The sequence below is a fragment of the Streptomyces sp. NPDC029151 genome (genome assembly GCF_055564315.1).
In genome coordinates this window covers 1-20,919 of the sequence record NZ_JBVHWQ010000016.1, presented here as the reverse complement: position 1 = coordinate 20,919, position 20,919 = coordinate 1, and the positions used below count along the sequence as shown (strand labels likewise).

The window sequence follows — 20,919 nt, the reverse complement described above, 5'->3', positions numbered from 1 at the left end:
CGGGACCGTCGGGACCCGGGAGCGGCGCAGACCGGGAGGCCCCGGTGAGCGCCCCGCCCTCGGTCACGACCCCCCTCGACGGAGCGGTGCGCGCACCGCACCCGCACGAGGCGCCGCCACCCCGCCGGCCGGCCGCCGGCGACAGCACCCGGCTGGCGGAGCAACTCGTCCTCGCCCTGGTCTGCGCGGCCTACGCCGTCGGAGCCGCGTTCGACTGGGGCACGCACGAAGTCGCGCTGATCATGGGCGACTTCGGCCTGACGGCCGCGGCGGGCGCCGCCGCCGTCTCCTGCTTCGTGTACGCCCGCAGCCGGCGCGTCCGCTTCCGCTCGGCCTGGCTGCTGTTCGCCCTCTCCTCGACCATGGCCGCGCTGGGCAACGCGGTCTGGGGCTGGTACGAGGTGGTGCTGGACCGGCCCGTGCCCAGCCCCAGCTACGCCGACCTGTTCTTCCTGTGCTTCGCCCCGCCCGCCATCGTCGGCCTGCTGGTGCTCGCCAAGCGGCCGGTGACCCGGGCGGGCTGGATCTGCCTGGGCCTGGACGCCTGGCTGATCGGCGGCTCGCTGCTCACCCTCTCCTGGAGCCTCGCGCTCGCCCAGGCCGCCCGCATCGACGGGTCGAGCGTGGCGCACGCCGCGCTGTCGCTGGCGTACCCGCTGCTCGACATCGCGCTCGTCAGCATGGTCCTCGCACTGCACTTCCGCCGCGCCCCGGGCAACCGTACGGCGGTGAACACCGCGATCGGCGCGCTCGCGCTCACCGTGATGTGCGACGCGCTGTTCACCTCCCCGCTGCTGCACAGCAGCTACCGCTCCGGGCAGCTGCTGGACGCGGGCTGGTTCGCCGGTTCGCTGCTGCTCGCCTACGCCCCCTGGGCCGCCCCACGGCGCCGGAGCGCGCAGGGGGCACGCGCGGCCGAGGGCCACACGCGCGTGGTGCACGAGCACGTGCCGGGCCAGCGGAGCACGGGCCACCTCCCGCCGCTGCCCGCGCCCGGCGGCGAGCACAGCCGGTACCCGTCCGGCCGGCCGCTCACCGGCTCCCTCGCCGCCCTCACCCCGTACCTCGCCGCGGCCGTGTGCACGCTGGGCATCCTGTACAACGTCCTGAACGGCCGCAGGCCCGACCACGTGGTGCTGATCACCGCGGGCGCCGTGGTGCTGGCGCTCGTCATCCGGCAGGGCATCATGCTGCTGGACAACATCACCCTCACCCAGGAACTGGCCCAGAAGGAGAACCACTTCCGCTCCCTGGTGCAGGGCTCCAGCGACGTCATCATGATCGCCGCGCCCAACGGCATCCTGCGGTACGTCTCCCCGGCCGCCGCCGGGGTGTACGGCCGGCCCGCAGAGGAGCTGGTGGGCACCGAGCTGGCCGCGCTCATCCATCCCGAGGACCTGGGCTGCGTGGTGCACGAGGTGCGCCGATTCCTCGCCGCGAATCCGCTGGAGGAGCCCACCACGCGCATCGAGTGCCGGTTCCGCTCCGGCGACGGCGGCTGGCTCAACGTCGAGTCGACCGTCAACCGGCACCACGGCGGCCTCATCTTCAACAGCCGGGACGTCACCGAGCGGGTGCGCCTCCAGGCCCAGTTGCAGCACAACGCCGAGCACGACCCGCTCACCGACCTGCCCAACCGCGCGCTGTTCACCCGGCGCGTGCAGCAGGCCCTGTCCGGCCGCCGCGCCACCGACCGGGGCGCCGCCCTGCGCGGTACGGCGGTGCTCTTCATCGACCTGGACGGCTTCAAGGCCGTCAACGACACGATCGGCCACCAGGCCGGGGACGAACTGCTCATCCAGGCCGCCCGCAGACTCCAGGACGCGGTCCGGCAGGGCGACACCGCCTCCCGGCTGGGCGGTGACGAGTTCGCGGCCCTGATCGCCGGGGACGGAACCCGGGACCGGGCCGCCCGGGAGCGGAACATCCTGGAGCTGGCCGACCGCCTCAGGGGGACCCTCTCCCAGCCGTACGCCATCGACGGCAACGATGTCCGGGTCAACGCCTCCATCGGCGTCGCGTTCGCCGAACCGGGCCTCGGCGCGGGCGAACTGCTGCGCAACGCCGACCTCGCGATGTACCGCGCGAAGTCGGCCGGAAAGGGCCGGGTCGAGCTGTACAAACCGCAGATGCAGCAGGACGTCGTCCGCAAGGCGGAGCTGGCCACGCGCCTGCGTGCCGCGCTCCACGACGGCGAGTTCACGCTGCTGCACCAGCCCGTGGTGTGCCTGCAGAACGGCCGGATCACGGCGGTCTCCGCACAGGCGCGCTGGCGTTCCTCGCAGGGCGTGCTGTTCACCCCGGCCGAGTTCCTGCGGGTGGCCGAGGACGGCGACAAGACCGCCGAGCTGGACCGGTGGATCTTCCAGGAGGCCGTGGAGCAGGCGGCCGAGCGGGCCGCGACCGGGCTCGTCGTGCCGGTGGCGGTCCGGATGAGCGCCCGGCGGCTGCTGGACCGCTCCACGCCGTTCGGCTCGGTGGAGGCGCTGCTGACCCGGCACGGGCTGCCGCCCGGCGCGCTGGTCGTCGAGCTGTCCGACACCGATCCCCGGGTCCCGCTGGACGAACTGGAGCGGCGGCTGACCGCGCTGAGCCGGCTCGGGGTGCGGATCGCGCTGGACGGCTTCGGCAGCGGCTACGCGGCCATCACGGCGCTGCGCAGGCTGCCCGTGGACATCCTCAAGCTCGACCGCGGCCTGGTCGAGGGCGTGGTGGAGTCGGCGCGGCTGCACAAGATCACCAGTGGTCTGCTGCGGATCGCCGGCGATCTCGGCCTCCAGTCGGTGGCCGAGGGCGTGGACCTGCCCGAGCAGGTGGTCGCGCTGCGCGCGATGGGCTGCACACACGGACAGGGCATGGCGTTCACCGGTCCGCTGGACGAGTACCGGCTGCGCCGGGCGCTCGGATCCGGCCACTATCCGGTGCCGCACGCCCCGGCCGAACCGGCGTTCGCGGGCAAGGGATCCCGGGTGTACACAGGGGGTGTGTCTGCTGTCATCGGAGGCGGGAGTGCCCTTCGTTCACATTCTGAGACGCCCGTCCCACCCACTTGACACGTGGTGCGTGCCGGGGGGAGGGTCAGTCCCATGCGCACCCGAATTCTCGTACTTGGACAGCGCGTCGGCTGAGCTGGGACCCACCGGAGGACGATCCGGAATCCCCAGCGACCTCACCGGCGCGCTCCCCTCGCTTGCCTTGCGGCACGAGGGGTTTTTTGTTGCACGAGTGCCTTTCGTGCAATGCGTGCACTCCGCCCGAACCTCGCAAAAACCCTCAGCATCGAGAAGAGAATGCCGATGACCGAGCAGGCCACCGGGGCCCACCATCCGCAGCCGCGGCCCCGTTCCGGAGGACAGCAGTCCGCCCCCGTCGAGCACGTCACGGGTGCGCAGTCCCTCATCCGCTCCCTCGAGGAGGTCGGCGCGGACACGGTATTCGGCATTCCCGGCGGCGCGATCCTGCCCGCGTACGACCCGCTGATGGACTCCACCCGGGTGCGCCACGTCCTGGTCCGCCACGAGCAGGGCGCCGGCCACGCGGCCACCGGCTACGCGCAGGCCACCGGCAAGGTCGGCGTCTGCATGGCCACCTCCGGACCGGGCGCCACCAACCTGGTCACGCCGATCGCCGACGCGCACATGGACTCGGTGCCGCTGGTCGCGATCACCGGCCAGGTGTCGTCGAAGGCGATCGGCACCGACGCCTTCCAGGAGGCGGACATCGTCGGCATCACCATGCCGATCACCAAGCACAACTTCCTGGTCACCAAGGCCGAGGACATCCCGCGGGTCATCGCGCAGGCCTTCCACATCGCCTCCACCGGCCGCCCCGGCCCGGTCCTGGTCGACATCTCCAAGGACGCGCTCCAGGCGAAGACCACCTTCACCTGGCCGCCCACCATGGACCTGCCCGGCTACCGCCCGGTGACCAAGCCGCACGCCAAGCAGATCCGCGAGGCCGCCAAGCTCATCACCGCCGCCCGCCGGCCCGTCCTGTACGTCGGCGGCGGCGTCCTCAAGGCGCAGGCCACGGCCGAGCTGAAGGTCCTCGCCGAGCTGACCGGCGCTCCGGTCACCACCACCCTGATGGCGCTCGGCGCGTTCCCCGACAGCCACCCGCTGCACCTGGGCATGCCCGGCATGCACGGCAGCGTCGCCGCGGTCACCGCGCTGCAGAAGGCCGACCTGATCGTGGCCCTCGGCGCCCGCTTCGACGACCGCGTCACCGGCAAGCTGGACAGCTTCGCCCCCTACGCCAAGATCGTCCACGCGGACATCGACCCGGCCGAGATCGGCAAGAACCGCGCCGCCGACGTGCCGATCGTCGGCGACGCCCGCGAGGTCATCGCCGACCTGGTCCAGGCCGTGCAGAAGGAGCACGCCGAGGGCCACCAGGGCGACTACACCGCCTGGTGGAGCGACCTGAGCCGCTGGCGCGAGACGTACCCGCTCGGCTACGACCAGCCGGAGGACGGCTCGCTCTCCCCGCAGGCGGTCATCGAGCGGGTCGGGCAGCTCGCCCCCGAGGGCACGATCTTCGCGGCGGGCGTCGGCCAGCACCAGATGTGGGCCGCGCACTTCATCCAGTACGACAAGCCCGCCACCTGGCTGAACTCCGGCGGCGCCGGGACGATGGGCTACGCGGTCCCGGCCGCGATGGGCGCCAAGGCCGGGCAGCCGGAGCAGACGGTCTGGGCGATCGACGGCGACGGTTGCTTCCAGATGACCAATCAGGAGCTGACCACCTGCGCCCTGAACAACATCCCGATCAAGGTCGCCATCATCAACAACGGCGCCCTCGGGATGGTCCGCCAGTGGCAGACCCTCTTCTACAACCAGCGCTACTCCAACACCGTGCTGCACAGCGGCCCCGACGACGTCAACCCGGAGGCCAAGGGCACGCGGGTGCCGGACTTCGTGAAGCTGTCGGAGGCCATGGGCTGCGTGGGCCTGCGCTGCGAGCGCCCGGAGGACCTGGACAAGGTCATCGCGGAGGCGAACTCCATCAACGACCGCCCGGTCGTCGTCGACTTCATCGTCCACGAGGACGCGATGGTCTGGCCGATGGTCGCCGCCGGCACCTCCAACGACGAGATCATGGCCGCCCGGGACGTCCGCCCCGACTTCGGCGACAACGAAGACGACTGAGCGAGGAAGACCCCTTAGACATGTCCAAGCACACGCTCTCCGTCCTGGTGGAGAACACGCCGGGCATCCTCGCCCGCATCGCCGCCCTGTTCTCCCGGCGCGGCTTCAACATCGACTCGCTCGCGGTCGGCGTCACCGAGCACCCCGACATCTCCCGCATCACCATCGTGGTCGGCGTCGAGGAGCTCCCGCTGGAGCAGGTGACCAAGCAGCTCAACAAGCTCGTCAACGTGCTGAAGATCGTCGAGCTGGAGCCCGGACAGGCCGTCCAGCGCGAACTCGTCCTGGTGAAGGTCCGCGCCGACAACGAGACCCGCTCCCAGATCGTGGAGATCGTCCAGCTGTTCCGCGCCAAGACCGTCGACGTCTCCCCGGAGGCCGTGACCATCGAGGCCACCGGGTCCGGCGAGAAGCTGTCCGCGATGCTCAAGATGCTGGAGCCTTACGGCATCAAGGAGCTGGTGCAGTCCGGCACGATCGCGATCGGCCGCGGTGCCCGTTCGATCACGGACCGGTCGCTGCGCGCTCTCGACCGGACGGCGTAAGACTGAGAACGGGCGGCCGGCGCACCACGGCCGCCCGTATGCCGAGACCCCCGAACTTCCTGCCCGCCCGCCGTCATACGGTGGGACGCACCACCTGCACACAAGGAGAGAACCCAAAGTGGCCGAGCTGTTCTACGACGCCGACGCCGACCTGTCCATCATCCAGGGCCGCAAGGTCGCGGTCATCGGCTACGGCAGCCAGGGCCACGCCCACGCCCTGTCGCTGCGTGACTCCGGTGTGGACGTGCGTGTCGGTCTGCACGAGGGGTCGAAGTCCAAGGCCAAGGCCGAGGAGCAGGGTCTTCGCGTGGTGACCCCGGCCGAGGCCGCCGCCGAGGCCGACGTGATCATGATCCTCGTCCCGGACCCCATCCAGGCCCAGGTCTACGAGGAGTCCATCGCCCCGAACCTGAAGGACGGCGACGCGCTGTTCTTCGGCCACGGCTTCAACATCCGCTTCGGCTTCATCAAGCCCCCGGCCGGCGTCGACGTCGCCATGGTCGCCCCGAAGGGCCCGGGCCACCTGGTCCGCCGTCAGTACGAGGAGGGCCGCGGCGTTCCCTGCATCGCCGCCGTCGAGCAGGACGCCTCCGGCAACGCCTTCGCGCTGGCCCTGTCGTACGCCAAGGGCATCGGCGGCACCCGCGCCGGCGTCATCAAGACGACCTTCACCGAGGAGACCGAGACCGACCTCTTCGGCGAGCAGGCCGTCCTGTGCGGTGGCACCGCGGCCCTGGTCAAGGCGGGCTTCGAGACCCTGACCGAGGCCGGCTACCAGCCGGAGATCGCCTACTTCGAGTGCCTGCACGAGCTGAAGCTGATCGTGGACCTCATGTACGAGGGCGGCCTGGAGAAGATGCGCTGGTCGGTCTCCGAGACCGCCGAGTGGGGCGACTACGTCACGGGCCCGCGCATCATCACCGACGCCACCAAGGCCGAGATGAAGAAGGTCCTCGCCGAGATCCAGGACGGCACCTTCGCCCGGAACTGGATGGACGAGTACCACGGCGGTCTGAAGAAGTACAACGAGTACAAGCAGCAGGACTCCGAGCACCTGCTGGAGACCACCGGCAAGCAGCTGCGCAAGCTGATGAGCTGGGTCAACGAGGAGGCGTAAGCCGTTCGACAGGGGCCGGGGCGCACTGCTCCGGCCCCTGTTGTCCACCTCGTCCAGCCCCGGACGGGTGATCCTTCCGCAGAGGCGTAATACGACCCCCGCCTCAGCACTACACTGCTGCACAACACGCGTCAGGCCCACAGCGTCGTGCGTCTTCCGCGGCTAGCCCCCCTCCTCCGCCTGCGGCCGTCGGGACGGCCGTCCGCATCGCACATGTGAGGACTCACGTGAGCTCGAAACCTGTCGTACTCATCGCTGAAGAGCTGTCGCCCGCCACCGTCGACGCACTCGGTCCGGACTTCGAGATCCGGCACTGCAACGGAGCGGACCGCGGCGAGCTGATTCCGGCCATCGCCGACGTGGACGCGATCCTGATCCGCTCCGCCACCAAGGTCGACGCCGAGGCCATCTCCGCCGCGAAGAAGCTCAAGGTCGTCGCCCGGGCCGGTGTCGGCCTGGACAACGTCGACGTCTCCGCCGCCACCAAGGCCGGCGTGATGGTCGTCAACGCCCCGACCTCCAACATCGTGACCGCCGCCGAACTGGCCTGCGGTCTCATCCTCGCCACCGCCCGCAACATCCCGCAGGCCAACGCCGCTCTCAAGAACGGCGAGTGGAAGCGCAGCAAGTACACGGGCGTCGAGCTCGCCGAGAAGACGCTGGGCGTCGTGGGCCTGGGCCGCATCGGTGCCCTCGTCGCGCAGCGCATGTCCGCGTTCGGCATGAAGGTCGTCGCCTACGACCCCTACGTGCAGCCCGCGCGGGCCGCCCAGATGGGCGTCAAGGTGCTCTCCCTGGACGAGCTGCTGGAGGTCTCCGACTTCATCACCGTCCACCTGCCCAAGACCCCCGAGACCCTCGGCCTCATCGGCGACGAGGCGCTGCGCAAGGTCAAGCCGACCGTGCGCGTCGTCAACGCCGCCCGCGGCGGCATCGTGGACGAGGCGGCGCTGTTCGCGGCGCTGAAGGAGGGCCGGGTCGCCGGCGCCGGCCTCGACGTGTACGCCAAGGAGCCCTGCACCGACTCCCCGCTCTTCGAGCTGGACCAGGTCGTCTGCACCCCGCACCTGGGCGCGTCGACGGACGAGGCGCAGGAGAAGGCCGGTATCGCCGTCGCCAAGTCCGTCCGCCTCGCCCTCGCCGGCGAACTGGTGCCGGACGCGGTGAACGTGCAGGGCGGTGTCATCGCCGAGGACGTCAAGCCGGGCCTGCCGCTGGCCGAGCGCCTCGGCCGGATCTTCACCGCGCTCGCCGGAGAGGTCGCGGTCCGCCTCGACGTCGAGGTCTACGGCGAGATCACCCAGCACGACGTGAAGGTGCTGGAGCTGTCGGCGCTCAAGGGTGTCTTCGAGGACGTCGTCGACGAGACCGTGTCCTACGTCAACGCTCCGCTGTTCGCGCAGGAGCGCGGGGTCGAGGTCCGTCTCACCACCAGCTCCGAGTCGGCCGAGCACCGCAACGTGGTGACCGTGCGCGGCACCCTCGGCACCGGCGAGGAGGTGTCGGTCTCCGGCACGCTGGCCGGCCCGAAGCACGTCCAGAAGATCGTCGCGGTCGGTGACTACGACGTCGACCTGGCCCTCGCCGACCACATGGTCGTCCTGCGCTACGAGGACCGTCCGGGTGTCGTCGGCACCGTCGGCCGCATCCTCGGCGAGGCCGGCCTCAACATCGCCGGCATGCAGGTCGCCCGCGCGGCGGTGGGCGGCGAGGCGCTCGCCGTGCTGACCGTGGACGACACGGTGGGCGCCGGCGTCCTGGCCGAGGTCGCCTCCGAGATCGGGGCCACGTCGGCTCGGTCGGTGAACCTCGTCTGATCCTCCCCTTTCCCCGAGAACGCCGGGCGGGCTGACTTCCGTCAGCCCGCCCGGCGTTCTCGGCGTTCTCGTCGTTCCCTACGCGTCCGGCACCTCCGCCTTCCGCAGCGTCACCCCCGCCGCCACCGCGGCCAGCGCGAGCACCGCCGCGCCCGCGATCGCCGCCCCCTGCATCCCGCCGGTGAACGCCTCCCGCGCCGTGGCGAGCAGGGACGCGCCGTCCCGGCCGGGCGCGTGCGCCGCGTCGGCCAGTGCCCCGCCCAGGGTCTCCCGGGACGCCGCCGGGGCCGTGTCCGGCATCGCGTGGCGGTAGAGGGCCGTACCGATCGAGCCCAGGACCGCCATGCCCAGCGCGCCGCCGAACTCGGTGCCGGTCTCCAGGAGGGAGGAGGCGGCGCCCGCCCGCTCCACCGGCGCCCCGCTCATCGCCAGGTCGGTCAGCTGGGACATCACCATGACCGCGCCGCAGGCGAGGACGCCCGCCGCGGTCAGCACCAGCCACAGGGAGTCGGTGCCGGCGAGGGACAGCAGGCCGTAGCCGGCGGCGCCGACCGCGAAGCCGGCGGCGACGACGTGCCCGCGGTGGACGCCCCGCTGGACGAGCTGGGCGGTGACGGGGCCCGCGATGCCGATGAGCACCGACGGGAGCAGGCTCCACAGCGCCGCCTCCAGCGGGCTCTTGCCGAGGACCGACTGCAGGTACTGCGTGGTGAAGACGGCCGAGCCCATCATCCCGAACGCGCACACCAGGGTCAGCACCAGCGCCGGGGTGAAGCCGTGGCCCCGGAACAGCGACGGCGGGATCAGCGGTGAGGTGCCGGTGCGCTGGCGGTGGGCGAAGAGGGCCGCGAAGAGCAGGCCGACGGTGACGCAGAGGACGTACCGCGGGTGCCAGCCCTCGGAGGGGATCTCCTTGAGGCCGTAGACCACGGGGAGCACGGCGGCCAGGGAGAGCGGGACGCCGAGCCAGTCGAACCGGCCGGGCGCGGGGTTCTTCGACTCGGGCAGCAGCACCGGGCCGAGGACGAGCAGCAGCGCCATCGCGGGCAGGTTGACCAGGAAGACCGAGCCCCACCAGAAGTGCTCGACCAGGACGCCGCTCATCACCGAGCCGAGGGCGATCCCGCCGGTCATCACGCCGGACCACAGCCCGATCGCCTTGGCCCGCTGGGCCGGGTCGGTGAACAGCGTGCGCAGCAGGGCCATCGTGGACGGCATCAGGGTGGCGCCACCGATGCCGAGGACCGCGCGGGCCGCGATCAGGGTCTCGGCGCTGTCGGCGTAGGCCGCGAGGAGCGAGGCCCCGCCGAAGGCCGCCGCTCCCATGAGCAGGAGCCTGCGGCGGCCGATGCGGTCGCCGAGCGAGCCCATCGTCATCAGCAGGCCGGCCAGCACGAAGCCGTAGATGTCGAAGATCCACAGCTGCTGGGTGCCGCTCGGACGCAGGTCCGCGTTGATCGCGGGGGTCGCGAAGTACAGGACCGAGACGTCCATGGAGACCAGCAGGAGCGGCAGCATCAGCACGCCGAGCGCGGTCCAGGCGCGGCGTCCGGCGCGGACGGGGGTGGCGGTGCTCGTCGCGTTCATCGTCATGCCTAGAACTGTACGAGCGTCTTAAACAGTTGTCTAGAACGTTTGTATAGGTCATCTGTCTAGGACGGTCGTATGGACCCTGGGTAGGGTGACGGCATGGGACACCGTGAAGATCTGCTCGAAGGCGCCAAGCGCTGCCTGCTGGAGAAGGGCTTCCTGCGGACGACCGCGCGGGACGTCGTCAAGGAGTCGGGCACCAACCTGGCGTCGATCGGCTACCACTACGGTTCGAAGGACGCGCTGCTGGTGCAGGCGTACATCTCGCTGATCGAGGGCGTGGGGGAGCGGTTCGACCCGGGGTTCGGCGCGGAGGTGACACAGCCCCCGGGCTCCCTGGAGCGCTTCCGGGAGGTGTGGGCCGCGGTCATCCGCACGGTGCCCGAATCCCGGCCGATCTGGCTGCTCAGCTTCGAGCTGATGTTCCAGGACGAACGGCTGCAGGAGGTGCGCAAGCTCCTCGCGGAGGCGCAGCGCGAGGGGCGCGCGGGCCTCGCCGCCATGTTCACCGGCGTCCCGGAGGCGGACCTCGACCCCGAGACGGTCGAGACCGAGGGCCGGCTCTACCAGACCCTCCTCAACGGGCTCATGGTCCAGTGGCTCTTCGACCCCGACTCCGCGACCACCGCCGACCAGCTCACCGAGGGGCTGCGGCGGGTGATCGGGGACGTCACGGAGGACTGACCCGGTCCCCGCGTCCGCCGGGCACCGGCCGGTCCCGTACCGCCGGGGCCAGCGCGCCCAGCATCACGGCCGCCGTCAGCGCGAACGCCCAGGGATATCCCGTGCGCCCGGCCAGGACACCGAACACCGCGGCTCCCGCGCCCATGCCGGCGTCGTAGGCGAGGTTCCACAGGGCGGTCACCGTGCCGTAGGAGGCGCGGGAGACCCTGCCGTACAGGAGCGCGAGCGTGGCGTTCTGGGTGACGCCGAAGCCCGTGCCGAACACCGCCGCACCGGCGACGACGGCGACCGCGCTGGAGGTCGCGGCGGTGAGCAGCATCCCGGCGGCCGACACCAGCAGCCCGGGCAGCACCAGCCGCCCGGAGCCCTTCCGGTCGCCGTACCGGCCCGCCGCCCAGCGGGCCGCGGTGGTGGTGGCGGGCTGCACCAGCAGCGCCACCGCCACCGCGCCCGCCGCCGCCGGCGCCACGGCCAGCGGCAGGAACGTCACCAGGACACCGGCGGCGAGCGCGGTCGTGCCGAAGACGAGCGAGGGCCGGCGCAGCGGCGCCGAACGCAGGGCGGCGACCATGCCGAGGCTCTTCCGGCCGGCGTCCCGGGACGCCGCCGTCGCGCCCGGCGCGCCGCGGTCGTTCGCGGTGTCCACCGGCCCTGGCGCGGTGGGTGCCGCCGATCCGCCTCCGTGGCCGTCCGGCGCGCCGACACCGTCCGCGGTCCCCCTCAGCCCCGGGACCGTGGGCACCGCGGCCAGCGCCGCCGCCCCGGCCGCCAGCGCGACCGGTGCGAACCCCACCTGGTGGGACAGCCACAGGCCCAGCGGCAGCGCGGCCAGGGACGGGATCCCGCCGACCACGCCCACCAGCGCGAGACCCTCGCCCCGGCGCTCGGCCGGGATCAGTGCCGCCGTCAGGGCGCCCCCCGCGACGATCGTCAGCGCGAACCCCAGCCCCCGGACCAGACACACCGTCAGCGTCCAGGCGAGCGCGGCGGAGAGGGGCATCAGCAGCGCGGGCGCGCCCAGCAGGAACAGCCCGGCCGCCAGCGGCCCCCGGGTGCCGTACCGGGCGACGATCCGGGGCGCGGCCAGCTCGCCCAGCACCGTGGTCAGCATCAACGCGCCGGTGGCGAGCCCCGCCCCGCCCCGGCCGGCGTGCGCGGGCACCGCCGACAGCAGCAGGTGGAAGCTCACCGAGGCGCCGACCATGCTCACGAACCGCAGGGCCAGTGCGCGGGTCATCAGGGGCGGCCGTACGGCCGAAGTCGCCTCTCGGGACGGGGAGTTCGTCATGAGGCCGACGCTAGGCGGCGACCGGACCCCCGGTAAGCTCCAATTCCATGCCTGTGCAGTGGGCCGGTCTGTCCCCCGAGTTGCTGCTGTCGGTCGACCGCGGCAGCGGCGAACAGCTGCGCGCCCAGCTGGAACGGCAGTTGAGGGACGCGATCCGCACCGGACGGCTCCGGCCCGGCGAACGGCTGCCGTCCTCCCGGGAACTCGCCCGCGCCCTCGGCCTCTCCCGCGGCCTGGTCCAGGACGCCTACGCCCAGTTGCAGGCCGAGGGATACCTCGTCACCCGCGTCGGCTCGGCCACCCGCGTGGCCCCCTCCGCGCCGGCGCAGCCCGCCGCCGCACCGCCGCCCACGCCCCCCGCGGCCGCGCCGCGACTGATCGCGGACTTCCGGCACGGCGTCCCCGACCTGGCCTCCTTCCCGCGCGGCGACTGGCTGTGGGCGGTCCGGGAAGCCGCCCGGACCATGCCGACCGCGGACCTCGACTACGGCGACCCGCGCGGCAGCCGGGCGCTCCGCGAGATCGTCGCCGCCTATCTGCGCCGGGTCCGCGCCGCCGCCGCCGACCCCGCGTACACGGTCGTCGTGTCCGGCTACGCACAGGGCCTGTCCCTCGCCTTCCAGGTCCTGGCCCGGGCCGGGGTGCGGGCCGTCGCCCACGAGGAGCCCGGCGCCCCGGCCACCGTGACGGCGGCCGCCCGCGCCGCGGGCCTGAGCGCGGTCCCGGTCCCGGTCGACGCGGACGGCCTCGACGTGACCGCGCTGGAGGCGACCGGGGCCACGGCCGTGGTCGTCACCCCGGCCCACCAGTGGCCGACGGGTGTGGCACTGGCGCCGGCCCGCCGCCGTGCCCTGGCCGCGTGGGCGCTGCGCCGGGACGCCCACGTCATCGAGGACGACTACGACGCCGAGTTCCGCTACGACCGGGAGCCGGTCGGCGCGCTCCAGGGCCTCGCGCCGGACCGGGTGATCTCCATCGGCACGGTCAGCAAGTCCCTGGCCCCCGCCCTGCGCATCGGCTGGCTGCTGAGCCCGCCCGCGCTCACCCCCCGTCTGGTGGAGGCGAAGCGGATCGCCGACCGCGGCACGCCCACCCTCGACCAGCTGGCGCTCGCCCTGCTCATCGAGTCCGGCCGCTACGACCGCCACCTGCGCCGCATGCGCACCACCTACGCGGCCCGTCGCGCCACCCTGGTCGCGGCCCTCGCCGAGCACGCCCCGCGGGTACGGCTGACCGGGCTCGCCGCCGGCTTCCACGCGGTGGCCCACCTCCCGGACGGGGCCGAGGAGGACACGGTGATCGGCGCGGCCCTGGCCCGCGGTGTCGGCCTGTATGGCATGAGCGCCTGCCGTACCCGGCCGTCGGCCGGCCCGGCACGCCTCGTCCTGGGCTTCGGGGACGTGCCCGAACGCGCGATCGCGGAGGGGATCGCGCGGGTCGGGGACCTGCTCGGCTGACCGCACCCCGTCACGGACGGCCGCCCGGCACGCGGCAGCAGTCCCGTGGTCCGCGCGAACGGGCCCCGGCCCCGGCGTCACCAAGCGCTCCGCCGTCCTCACCGGCTTCGGCGCCCCGGCCGGACCCGCGCACCCCGGCACGGAGCGCGGCCCCGCCGTCGCCGGTCCGCCGGCAGGTCACAGTCGCGCCCGCTTCAGCGCCATGTGCAGCAGCAGCCGGTCCTCGCCGTCGTCCAGGTCCAGGCCGGTCAGCTGTTCCACCCGGGACAGGCGGTAGTAGAGCGTCTGGCGGTGGATGCCCAGCTCGGACGCCGTGCGCCCGGCCTGGCCCGCGCAGTCGAGGTAGACCTCGGCCGTGCGGGCCAGCTCCCGGTGTGCGGGGGAGAGGAGCGGGCCGACCACGCGGTCGTGCGCGGCCTCCGGCGGCAGCGCGGTCAGCAGCCGGTACGCCCCGATCCGCGCCCACTCGGCGACCGGCCCGTACCGCGGCTCGGCCAGCGCGGCCCGCGCCGCGGCCGCCGCCTCCTGCCAGACCGTGCCCAGCTCGGCCAGTCCGGTGCGGGGCTCGCCGACCCCGGCGGCGCAGCCGGCGACCGCGGCGCCCGGGGTGAACCCCGCGGCGACCGCCGCCGCCACCCGCGCCCCGGTCCCGCGTGCCGTGCCCCCCGCCGCCCCGCGCGCCGCTTCGGCCTCCTTCAGCAGCCGGGTGGCCGCCGCCACCGCGGGCGTGCTCGTCTCCGTGGTCCGCAGCCGTACCAGCAGGGCGAGACTCTGTCCGGCCGCACCCCACGGCAGCGTGCACAGCGCCGTGGCGTGCGGGATCGTCCGGGCGGCCGGGGCGTCGTCCGGGTCGGCCGACGGCCAGGGCGCGACACAGACCAGGGTGTGCGGGCCGTCCGCGCGGGGCCCCAGGGCGGTGCGCAGCTCGGCCACCGCCATGTCCCGCTGCCAGCCGCTCTCCGCGGTGAGCACCGCCCGCAGCTCACGGCTCAGCCCCGCCCCGGCCTCCGCCTCGTCGGCGAGCAGCGCGCCGATCCGCCCGGCGACTCCCATGGCGGCGGCCAGCTGGGCGTCGGTCGGCCCGGGGTCGCCGTCCAGCAGCCAGACGTAGCCGAGGACCACGCCCCGGTGCCGGACGGGCAGGCAGATCCGGCCGCGGTAGACACCCGCCTCGGTGCTCGCCGGGATGCGGACCGGACCGGTCGCGCGGGTGATGCCGAAGCCCTCGAACCAGGCCCGGACCGTGGCCGTGGAGCGCCGGGTCAGGATCGAGCGGGTGCGCACCGGGTCCAGCGCGGACGGGTCCAGCTCGCCCTCGCTGTCGTAGGCCCCGAAGGCGATCAGCTCGAAGTCGCGGTTCTCCAGGGTCGCGGGCACCCCCAGCAGCTCGGAGATCTCGTCCACCAGCTCCTGGTAGTCCGCCTTGAATTCAGCCGCCACCCGGGCATTCTCCCCCATGTCCCCGCCGCCTTCATACAGATGTCTGAGATCCCGGGCACGGATGCGTGACAGCTGTCGATGGCCGACGATCAAAGAGATCCATAGGTTTCACGGTGGTTCTCCGTGCCGTACCCGAATCGTCGGGTGACGGCCGAATTCGGTGCTTGTCTGTGGAGGTGCCCCGTGCTGGGTCCCGTGATTCTCGCCGCGTCGCGCAGCGACCGGATGCGACGCCTGATCTCGGCGGCCCCGGTCACCAAGCAGGTCGTCGACCGCTTCATCCCCGGCGAGACCGTGGCCGACGTCGTGCCGATCATCGAGGAGCTGACGGCCAAGGGCCTGGAGCTGACGATGGACGTCGTCGGCGAGGACATCACCACCCCCGAGCAGGCCACCGCCGCCCGGGACGCCTACCTCACGCTGATCGACCACCTCAAGGAGCTGGAGCTCGGCGAGAAGGTCGAGATGTCGGTCAAGCTGTCGATGTTCGGCCAGGCCCTGCCCGGTGGTCACGAGCTGGCCCTCGCCAACGTCCGCCCGGTGGTCGAGGCCGCCGCCGCCATCGGTACGACGGTGACCCTGGACGCCGAGGACCACACCACCCTCGACTCGATGTTCGCCATCCACGAGGAGCTGCGGAAGGACTTCCCGCAGACCGGCTGCGTCATCCAGGCCTACCTGTTCCGCACCGAGGCCGACGCCCGCCGCCTCGCCGAGTCCGGCAGCCGCGTGCGCCTGGTCAAGGGCGCCTACAAGGAGCCCGCCGAGGTCGCCTACCAGCAGAAGCACGAGATCGACAAGGCGTACGTCCGGGTCCTGCGCATCCTGATGGAGGGCGAGGGCTACCCGATGATCGGGTCGCACGACCCGCGCCTGATCGCCATCGCCCAGGAGCTGGCCCACCAGGCCGGCCGTAAGCTCGACGAGTACGAGTTCCAGATGCTGTACGGCATCCGCGGCGAGGAGCACCTGCGGCTCGCCGCCGAGGGCCACCGCATGCGTGTCTACACCGCCTACGGCACCGACTGGTACGGCTATTTCATGCGCCGCCTGGCGGAGAAGCCGGCCAACCTCCGGTTCTTCCTCCGTTCCATGGTCAGCAAGGGCTGAGCCCGCACACCCGCTCACGTACAAGGAGTTACGGATCTCATGGACGCTGTGACCCAGGTCCCCACCCCCGTCAACGAGCCGGTGCACGGCTACGCCCCCGGCTCGCCCGAGCGCGCCCGGCTGGAGGTCAAGCTCAAGGAGCTGGCCGAGAACCCGATCGAGCTGCCCATGACGATCGGCGGCGAGAAGCGGCTGGGCGGCGGCGAGCCGTTCGAGGTCGTGCAGCCGCACAACCACAAGGCCGTCATCGGCACCGGCCGCCACGCCACCCGGCAGGACGCGCAGGACGCCATCGACGCGGCCCTGGCCGCCGCGCCGGCCTGGCGCGCGATGTCCTTCGACGACCGCGCCGCGATCATCCTGCGCGCCGCCGAGCTGCTGGCCGGCCCCTGGCGCGAGACCCTCGCCGCCTCCACGATGCTGGGCCAGTCCAAGACCGCGCAGCAGGCCGAGATCGACACGCCCTGCGAGCTGGTCGACTTCTGGCGCTTCAACGTCCACTACGCCCGCCAGATCCTGGCCGAGCAGCCCCCGGCGAACTCCCCGGGCGTGTGGAACCGCCTGGACCACCGCCCGCTGGAGGGCTTCGTCTACGCGATCACGCCGTTCAACTTCACGGCGATCGCCGGCAACCTGCCCACCGCCCCCGCCCTGATGGGCAACGTGGTGGTCTGGAAGCCGTCCCCGACGCAGACCCACGCGGCCGTGCTCCTCATGCAGCTGCTGGAGGAGGCGGGCCTGCCCAAGGGCGTCATCAACCTCGTCACCGGCGACGGCATCGCGGTCTCCGAGGTCGCCCTGAACCACCGCGACCTGGCCGGCATCCACTTCACCGGTTCGACCAAGACCTTCCAGTACCTGTGGAAGACGGTCGGCACCAACATCGAGAAGTACCGTTCGTACCCCCGCCTGGTCGGCGAGACCGGCGGCAAGGACTTCCTCGTCGCGCACCCGTCGGCCGACCGCGCGATCCTGAAGACCGCCCTCACCCGGGGTGCCTTCGAGTACCAGGGCCAGAAGTGCAGCGCCACCTCCCGCGCGTACATCCCGGCCTCCATCTGGAACTCCGGCTTCAAGGAGGAGTTCGCGGCCGAGGTCGACTACCTGACCATGGGTGACGTCACCGACCTGTCGAACTTCATCGGCGCCGTGATCGACGACCGCGCGTTCGCCAAGAACAAGGCCGCGATCGACCGCGCCAAGACGGACCCGTCCTGCACGATCGTCGCGGGCGGCAGCTACGACGACTCGGTGGGCTACTTCGTCCGTCCGACCGTCATCGAGTGCACCGACCCGGAGAACGAGGTCTTCACGACGGAGTACTTCGGCCCGATCCTCGCGGTCCACGTCTACGAGGACGACAAGTACGACGAGGTGCTGACCCAGATGGAGTCGGTCTCGGACTACGCCCTCACCGGCTCCGTCATCGCGAACGACCGCGCGGCGGCGGCCTACACGATGGAGAAGCTCCGCTACGCGGCCGGCAACTTCTACATCAACGACAAGTCGACCGGCGCCGTCGTCGGCCAGCAGCCCTTCGGCGGCGGCCGTGCCTCCGGCACCAACGACAAGGCCGGCGCCCCCCAGAACCTCCAGCGCTGGACCCTGACCCGCGCCATCAAGGAGACCCTGGTCCCGCCGACCGACTACGCGTACCCGCACATGGGCTGATCCCCGGCCCCCCGGACCCGGGCCGGGAAGCCTGCCGCCGAGCGGGCTTCCCGGCCCGTCGCCATCTCCACCCCGAGCGCCGAGTTCAGCCGAACGAAGTCCGGCCCGGCACACCGTTCCCTTGCTACTCTGGAACGGCGTCGGCAGGCAGACGTGCTCCTTGCACTCGGGGTCCCGGCAACCTCGAGGGGATCGAAGGGCTCTCGCGAACCCACCTGTACTCCACGGAAGCCGTCAGGATGTACGCATCTCCTCAGTGACCATGCCGGGAGGTCGCAGGAGGACGTATGTCCAAGAAGCAGGACAACTTCGGACGTGCTGCGCGAGCCTGCCGCCGTGCTACCGGTGTGTCGTACAACCGTTGCTGGGAATGGGCCCACGCCGGCCGTATCTCTCGGCGGCTGCCTGTGCCCGACGCGTGCTCTCCGGAACAGCGGCGATTCGAGGCGCTGATCGCGCACACGTTGACCGGTCCTCTTCGTGATGGCCAGCTCGACGGCGCCGTTCTGGGAGTCCAAGGGGTTCTCCCGGACGGTGACGCGCTCACGCTCTCTGTGCATCCCACGATGGCGAACGTCGTGGTGGCCGCACTGCTGCCGCGCTTCGACGCGCTCTACGGAGGGCTCCGTGGCGTTCCGGGGCTGCGGCTGGAACGCCGGCACGGGGCATGGGCACTGGTCGACACGGCCAGTTCGGCGGTGGTCCGTCTGAGGCATGACGACCCGGGGTGGCAGCCGTCGTTGCCCGGCCGTGAGAGGGGCATCACTCGTATCTGGGCCGACGCGCCGACCCGGCTCTCTCGTCCCGAGGGTGAAGAGCTGGCCGAGTGGATGAGCGACAGGAGGACGCGCCCCCGGGCCGCCGCGCGTGATCTGCTGTTCAGCCGGGTGCTTCGCAGACCTCTTCTGATCAATACGGCAGCCCGCTCTCATGGTTGGGCCAACACCTATACGCACCACACCTTTGACATCGTCATCGAGTGGTGCTGCGGGGTGCCTGCCACAGACGTCGCCGACGCGTTGCGCCGAAGCGGTATGACGGCGGAACGGGAGGGTGTCGACAGCAGCCCGAGTGACCACCGCGAACCCCACCCCGAGCGGATCGATCTCGGTGACGCCTCGCTTGTTCTGAGATGCCTGCGGGCCAGCTGGTGCCGACGAGGAGTGGGTGATTTCAGTCTTGCGGCACTTGCCACCGAGATCCGTAGGCGGTACCGGTGACAGCCCTTGAAATGGTCGGTGCCTTGGTGCTGCTGCTCGGCGTTCTGCTGGCGCTGGCGAAGGTATGCCGTGATCTGCTGATCATGCGACAGCTGAGGGCCGTTCTCTCCGACTGTTCGCCGGAGGAGCGCATTCGGATTTGTATGCACTTGGCGTGCGCGCTGAACGGGTCCGCCTGGAGCCCGGTCGGGTCAGGGCAGTCCGCGGGTGAGGAAGTCCGTCATCCGTGAGGCGATCCGGCCGGCGTGGGTCTCCAGATGAAGTGGCCCGTGGGGAGCAGGTGGATCTCCGCCTCCGGGAGGTCCCGGCGGAAGGCGAGGGCGCCTTCCGCTGCCACCTGACGCCGTCCGGCGTGTAGATCTCCCGCACCGGCGCCTCGGTCTCCGGCGTGCGCTTCTCGATCAGCGCCGGCACCGGGGCCCCGGCGCCGAGCCCCTCCTCGTAGGCGTTGCCGTTCTGCGTGACGATCGCGGTGACCCGGCCGGGGTGGGCGAGCGCGAGCCGCAGGCCGATCGGGGCAGCCGGGTGAACCACCCGGTACCGGTCGGCGAGCAGCGGGATGAGGTCCCGGAACATGTGCGAGCTGCCCGGGAAGCCGTGCAGGAGATATGGCTAACCGGTCAGGATGATTTCAAGGGTTAGGCGTGATACTGGGGGCATGACTTCTCGACTCCGTCTCGCCCACACCGCCGACCTGGACCCCGCCGAACTCCGCGCCGTCCGCGTCCTGTTGGACGACGCGTTCGACGGGGACTTCTCCGACGAGGACTGGGAGCACGGGCTCGGCGGCCTGCACGTGCTGGTGCGGGACGGGGGCGGGCTCGCCGCCCACGGGGCGCTGGTGATGCGCCGGGTCCGGCACGGGGGACGCTGGCTGCGCGCCGGGTACGTGGAGGCCGTCGCCGTACGGGCCGACGTGCGGCGGACGGGGCTCGGCGGGCGGGTGATGGCCGAACTGGAGCGGGTGGTCGACCGGGCCTACGACCTCGGCGCGCTCTCGGCCAGTGACGAGGGCGCCCTGCTGTACACCGCCCGTGGCTGGCGGCAGTGGCCCGGCCCGGTGCACGCCCTCTCGCCGGACGGGATCGTACGACTGCCGGACGAGGAGGGCGGCGTGTACGTGCGGGGCGCGCTGGACCCGGCGGGGGAACTGGTCCTCGACTGGCGGGACGGCGACGTCACCTGACGAACGCGCGGGCGGCGCACGGGCGTTCGCACGGCACGGGCGGGGCTTCCCTCGAACGCACGAACGCACGAACGCCCAGTTCAGCGGGGTGTGACCCGTTCCGCCGTCTCAGATAGTAGGAAGTCCGAGTAATGGGGCAGACAGACGCGGGCCGCTCCCTTAATTTGAAAGGAGCCGAACGTCTCGCTCCATCCAGCGAACGGCGGTCGTGAGCCGGGCCCCGTGCAGGCAACCCCTGCGGCCGAGCGCTCCCCGCCCCTTCCGGCGTCTCGTCACCCCTCACTGCCGTGCTCCACGCAAGCCCAAGGAGTCGATTGCCATGGCCGAGACGACCGTCCGCCGCCGAGTCCGTCACACGCCCCGCACGAGCGAGTCCGACCGCAAGAACGCCGCCGCCGCGCTCCAGCGCGCCCTGGACCGCCGGGACAACGGCGGCGCCACCGGCCACTGAGCCGGACGCCGGCCGCGACCACCAGCCGGGAGCCGCACCCGTCGGGGTGGGGGGGGGGGGGGGCGCCCCCCCCCCCCCCCCCCCCCCCCCCCCCCCCCCCCCCGGGACGCCGGAGCGCTGGCCCGCTTCGTCAACGCGGCGATCGGCGGCATGCGGATCTCCAGCCAGGGCGGTGCCGACCGGGCCGCGCTGGAGT

15 protein-coding genes and 1 pseudogene are annotated in these 20,919 nt (G+C 72.2%); 13 read left to right on the top strand and 3 right to left on the bottom strand.

Features of this window, described 5'->3' with window-relative positions; all coding sequences use genetic code 11:
* Nucleotides 1-44 precede the first annotated feature (44 nt).
* From ACZ4VF_RS36110 to serA, 5 genes are all read left to right on the top strand, one after another.
* Nucleotides 45-3,053: a putative bifunctional diguanylate cyclase/phosphodiesterase gene (locus ACZ4VF_RS36110; protein ID WP_467931348.1), complete on the top strand. Its 3,009-nt coding sequence runs from the start codon at nucleotides 45-47 to the stop codon at nucleotides 3,051-3,053.
* A gap of 243 nt (nucleotides 3,054-3,296) precedes the next feature.
* On the top strand, nucleotides 3,297-5,147 hold the full coding sequence (locus tag ACZ4VF_RS36105; protein WP_467931347.1) for an acetolactate synthase large subunit: 1,851 nt from the start codon (nucleotides 3,297-3,299) through the stop codon (nucleotides 5,145-5,147).
* A gap of 20 nt (nucleotides 5,148-5,167) precedes the next feature.
* Nucleotides 5,168-5,692, top strand: coding sequence for an acetolactate synthase small subunit (gene ilvN, locus ACZ4VF_RS36100; RefSeq protein ID WP_121786755.1), 525 nt, complete (start codon nucleotides 5,168-5,170; stop codon nucleotides 5,690-5,692).
* Between the two features lie 118 nt (nucleotides 5,693-5,810).
* Complete coding sequence (gene ilvC / locus ACZ4VF_RS36095) at nucleotides 5,811-6,809, top strand: ketol-acid reductoisomerase (RefSeq protein ID WP_467931346.1); 999 nt, start codon at nucleotides 5,811-5,813, stop codon at nucleotides 6,807-6,809.
* A gap of 227 nt (nucleotides 6,810-7,036) precedes the next feature.
* Complete coding sequence (serA, locus tag ACZ4VF_RS36090) at nucleotides 7,037-8,626, top strand: phosphoglycerate dehydrogenase (RefSeq protein WP_467931345.1); 1,590 nt, start codon at nucleotides 7,037-7,039, stop codon at nucleotides 8,624-8,626.
* Nucleotides 8,627-8,704: 78 nt separating this feature from the next.
* On the opposite strand, the gene ACZ4VF_RS36085 is transcribed toward serA, so the two are convergent.
* Nucleotides 8,705-10,219: an MFS transporter gene (locus tag ACZ4VF_RS36085; protein ID WP_467931343.1), complete on the bottom strand. Its 1,515-nt coding sequence runs from the start codon at nucleotides 10,217-10,219 to the stop codon at nucleotides 8,705-8,707.
* Nucleotides 10,220-10,315: 96 nt separating this feature from the next.
* Here ACZ4VF_RS36085 and ACZ4VF_RS36080 point away from each other — a divergent pair, with 96 nt between their 5' ends.
* A complete protein-coding gene (locus ACZ4VF_RS36080) occupies nucleotides 10,316-10,900 on the top strand; it encodes a TetR/AcrR family transcriptional regulator (protein WP_467931342.1) in 585 nt (194 codons plus the stop codon).
* On the opposite strand, the gene ACZ4VF_RS36075 is transcribed toward ACZ4VF_RS36080, so the two are convergent.
* A complete protein-coding gene (locus tag ACZ4VF_RS36075; protein ID WP_467931341.1) occupies nucleotides 10,887-12,188 on the bottom strand; it encodes an MFS transporter in 1,302 nt (433 codons plus the stop codon). The two genes, ACZ4VF_RS36080 and ACZ4VF_RS36075, sit on opposite strands and share 14 nt — an antisense overlap.
* Nucleotides 12,189-12,235: 47 nt before the next feature.
* Here ACZ4VF_RS36075 and pdxR point away from each other — a divergent pair, with 47 nt between their 5' ends.
* Nucleotides 12,236-13,645, top strand: a complete 1,410-nt coding sequence (gene pdxR, locus ACZ4VF_RS36070) for a MocR-like pyridoxine biosynthesis transcription factor PdxR (protein ID WP_467931339.1) — start codon at nucleotides 12,236-12,238, stop codon at nucleotides 13,643-13,645.
* Nucleotides 13,646-13,822: 177 nt separating this feature from the next.
* Here pdxR and ACZ4VF_RS36065 read toward each other — a convergent pair whose 3' ends face one another.
* Nucleotides 13,823-15,103, bottom strand: a complete 1,281-nt coding sequence (locus tag ACZ4VF_RS36065) for a PucR family transcriptional regulator (protein ID WP_467931338.1) — start codon at nucleotides 15,101-15,103, stop codon at nucleotides 13,823-13,825.
* A 165-nt stretch (nucleotides 15,104-15,268) separates the two neighbouring features.
* Here ACZ4VF_RS36065 and ACZ4VF_RS36060 point away from each other — a divergent pair, with 165 nt between their 5' ends.
* The 6 genes and pseudogenes from ACZ4VF_RS36060 to ACZ4VF_RS36035 all read left to right on the top strand — a co-directional run.
* Entirely contained in the window at nucleotides 15,269-16,195 is a 927-nt protein-coding gene (locus ACZ4VF_RS36060) for a proline dehydrogenase family protein (RefSeq protein WP_467931336.1), read from the top strand.
* 39 nt (nucleotides 16,196-16,234) lie between these two features.
* A complete protein-coding gene (gene pruA, locus ACZ4VF_RS36055) occupies nucleotides 16,235-17,866 on the top strand; it encodes an L-glutamate gamma-semialdehyde dehydrogenase (protein WP_467931335.1) in 1,632 nt (543 codons plus the stop codon).
* A 287-nt stretch (nucleotides 17,867-18,153) separates the two neighbouring features.
* Nucleotides 18,154-19,086 carry a hypothetical protein gene (locus ACZ4VF_RS36050; RefSeq protein ID WP_467931334.1) on the top strand — a complete coding sequence of 311 codons (933 nt, stop codon included), beginning with the start codon at nucleotides 18,154-18,156 and terminating at the stop codon, nucleotides 19,084-19,086.
* A 625-nt stretch (nucleotides 19,087-19,711) separates the two neighbouring features.
* Nucleotides 19,712-20,272, top strand: coding sequence for a GNAT family N-acetyltransferase (locus ACZ4VF_RS36045; protein WP_467931333.1), 561 nt, complete (start codon nucleotides 19,712-19,714; stop codon nucleotides 20,270-20,272).
* Nucleotides 20,273-20,591: 319 nt separating this feature from the next.
* Nucleotides 20,592-20,723, top strand: a complete 132-nt coding sequence (locus ACZ4VF_RS36040) for a hypothetical protein (protein WP_467931331.1) — start codon at nucleotides 20,592-20,594, stop codon at nucleotides 20,721-20,723.
* Nucleotides 20,724-20,825: 102 nt separating this feature from the next.
* Nucleotides 20,826-20,919 (top strand): annotated as a pseudogene (locus ACZ4VF_RS36035) (TetR family transcriptional regulator); the annotation flags it as partial.

Bases quoted from the DNA above. Each gene is read 5' to 3' on its own strand.
- pruA (WP_467931335.1), top strand. From the start codon at position 16,235: ATGGACGCTGTGACCCAGGTCCCCACCCCCGTCAACGAGCCGGTGCAC.
- ACZ4VF_RS36080 (WP_467931342.1), top strand. From the start codon at position 10,316: ATGGGACACCGTGAAGATCTGCTCGAAGGCGCCAAGCGCTGCCTGCTG.
- ACZ4VF_RS36085 (WP_467931343.1), bottom strand. From the start codon at position 10,219: ATGACGATGAACGCGACGAGCACCGCCACCCCCGTCCGCGCCGGACGC.
- ACZ4VF_RS36105 (WP_467931347.1), top strand. From the start codon at position 3,297: ATGACCGAGCAGGCCACCGGGGCCCACCATCCGCAGCCGCGGCCCCGT.
- ilvN (WP_121786755.1), top strand. From the start codon at position 5,168: ATGTCCAAGCACACGCTCTCCGTCCTGGTGGAGAACACGCCGGGCATC.
- ACZ4VF_RS36045 (WP_467931333.1), top strand. From the start codon at position 19,712: ATGATTTCAAGGGTTAGGCGTGATACTGGGGGCATGACTTCTCGACTC.
- pdxR (WP_467931339.1), top strand. From the start codon at position 12,236: ATGCCTGTGCAGTGGGCCGGTCTGTCCCCCGAGTTGCTGCTGTCGGTC.
- ACZ4VF_RS36040 (WP_467931331.1), top strand. From the start codon at position 20,592: ATGGCCGAGACGACCGTCCGCCGCCGAGTCCGTCACACGCCCCGCACG.
- ACZ4VF_RS36050 (WP_467931334.1), top strand. From the start codon at position 18,154: ATGTCCAAGAAGCAGGACAACTTCGGACGTGCTGCGCGAGCCTGCCGC.
- ACZ4VF_RS36075 (WP_467931341.1), bottom strand. From the start codon at position 12,188: ATGACGAACTCCCCGTCCCGAGAGGCGACTTCGGCCGTACGGCCGCCC.
- ACZ4VF_RS36065 (WP_467931338.1), bottom strand. From the start codon at position 15,103: ATGGGGGAGAATGCCCGGGTGGCGGCTGAATTCAAGGCGGACTACCAG.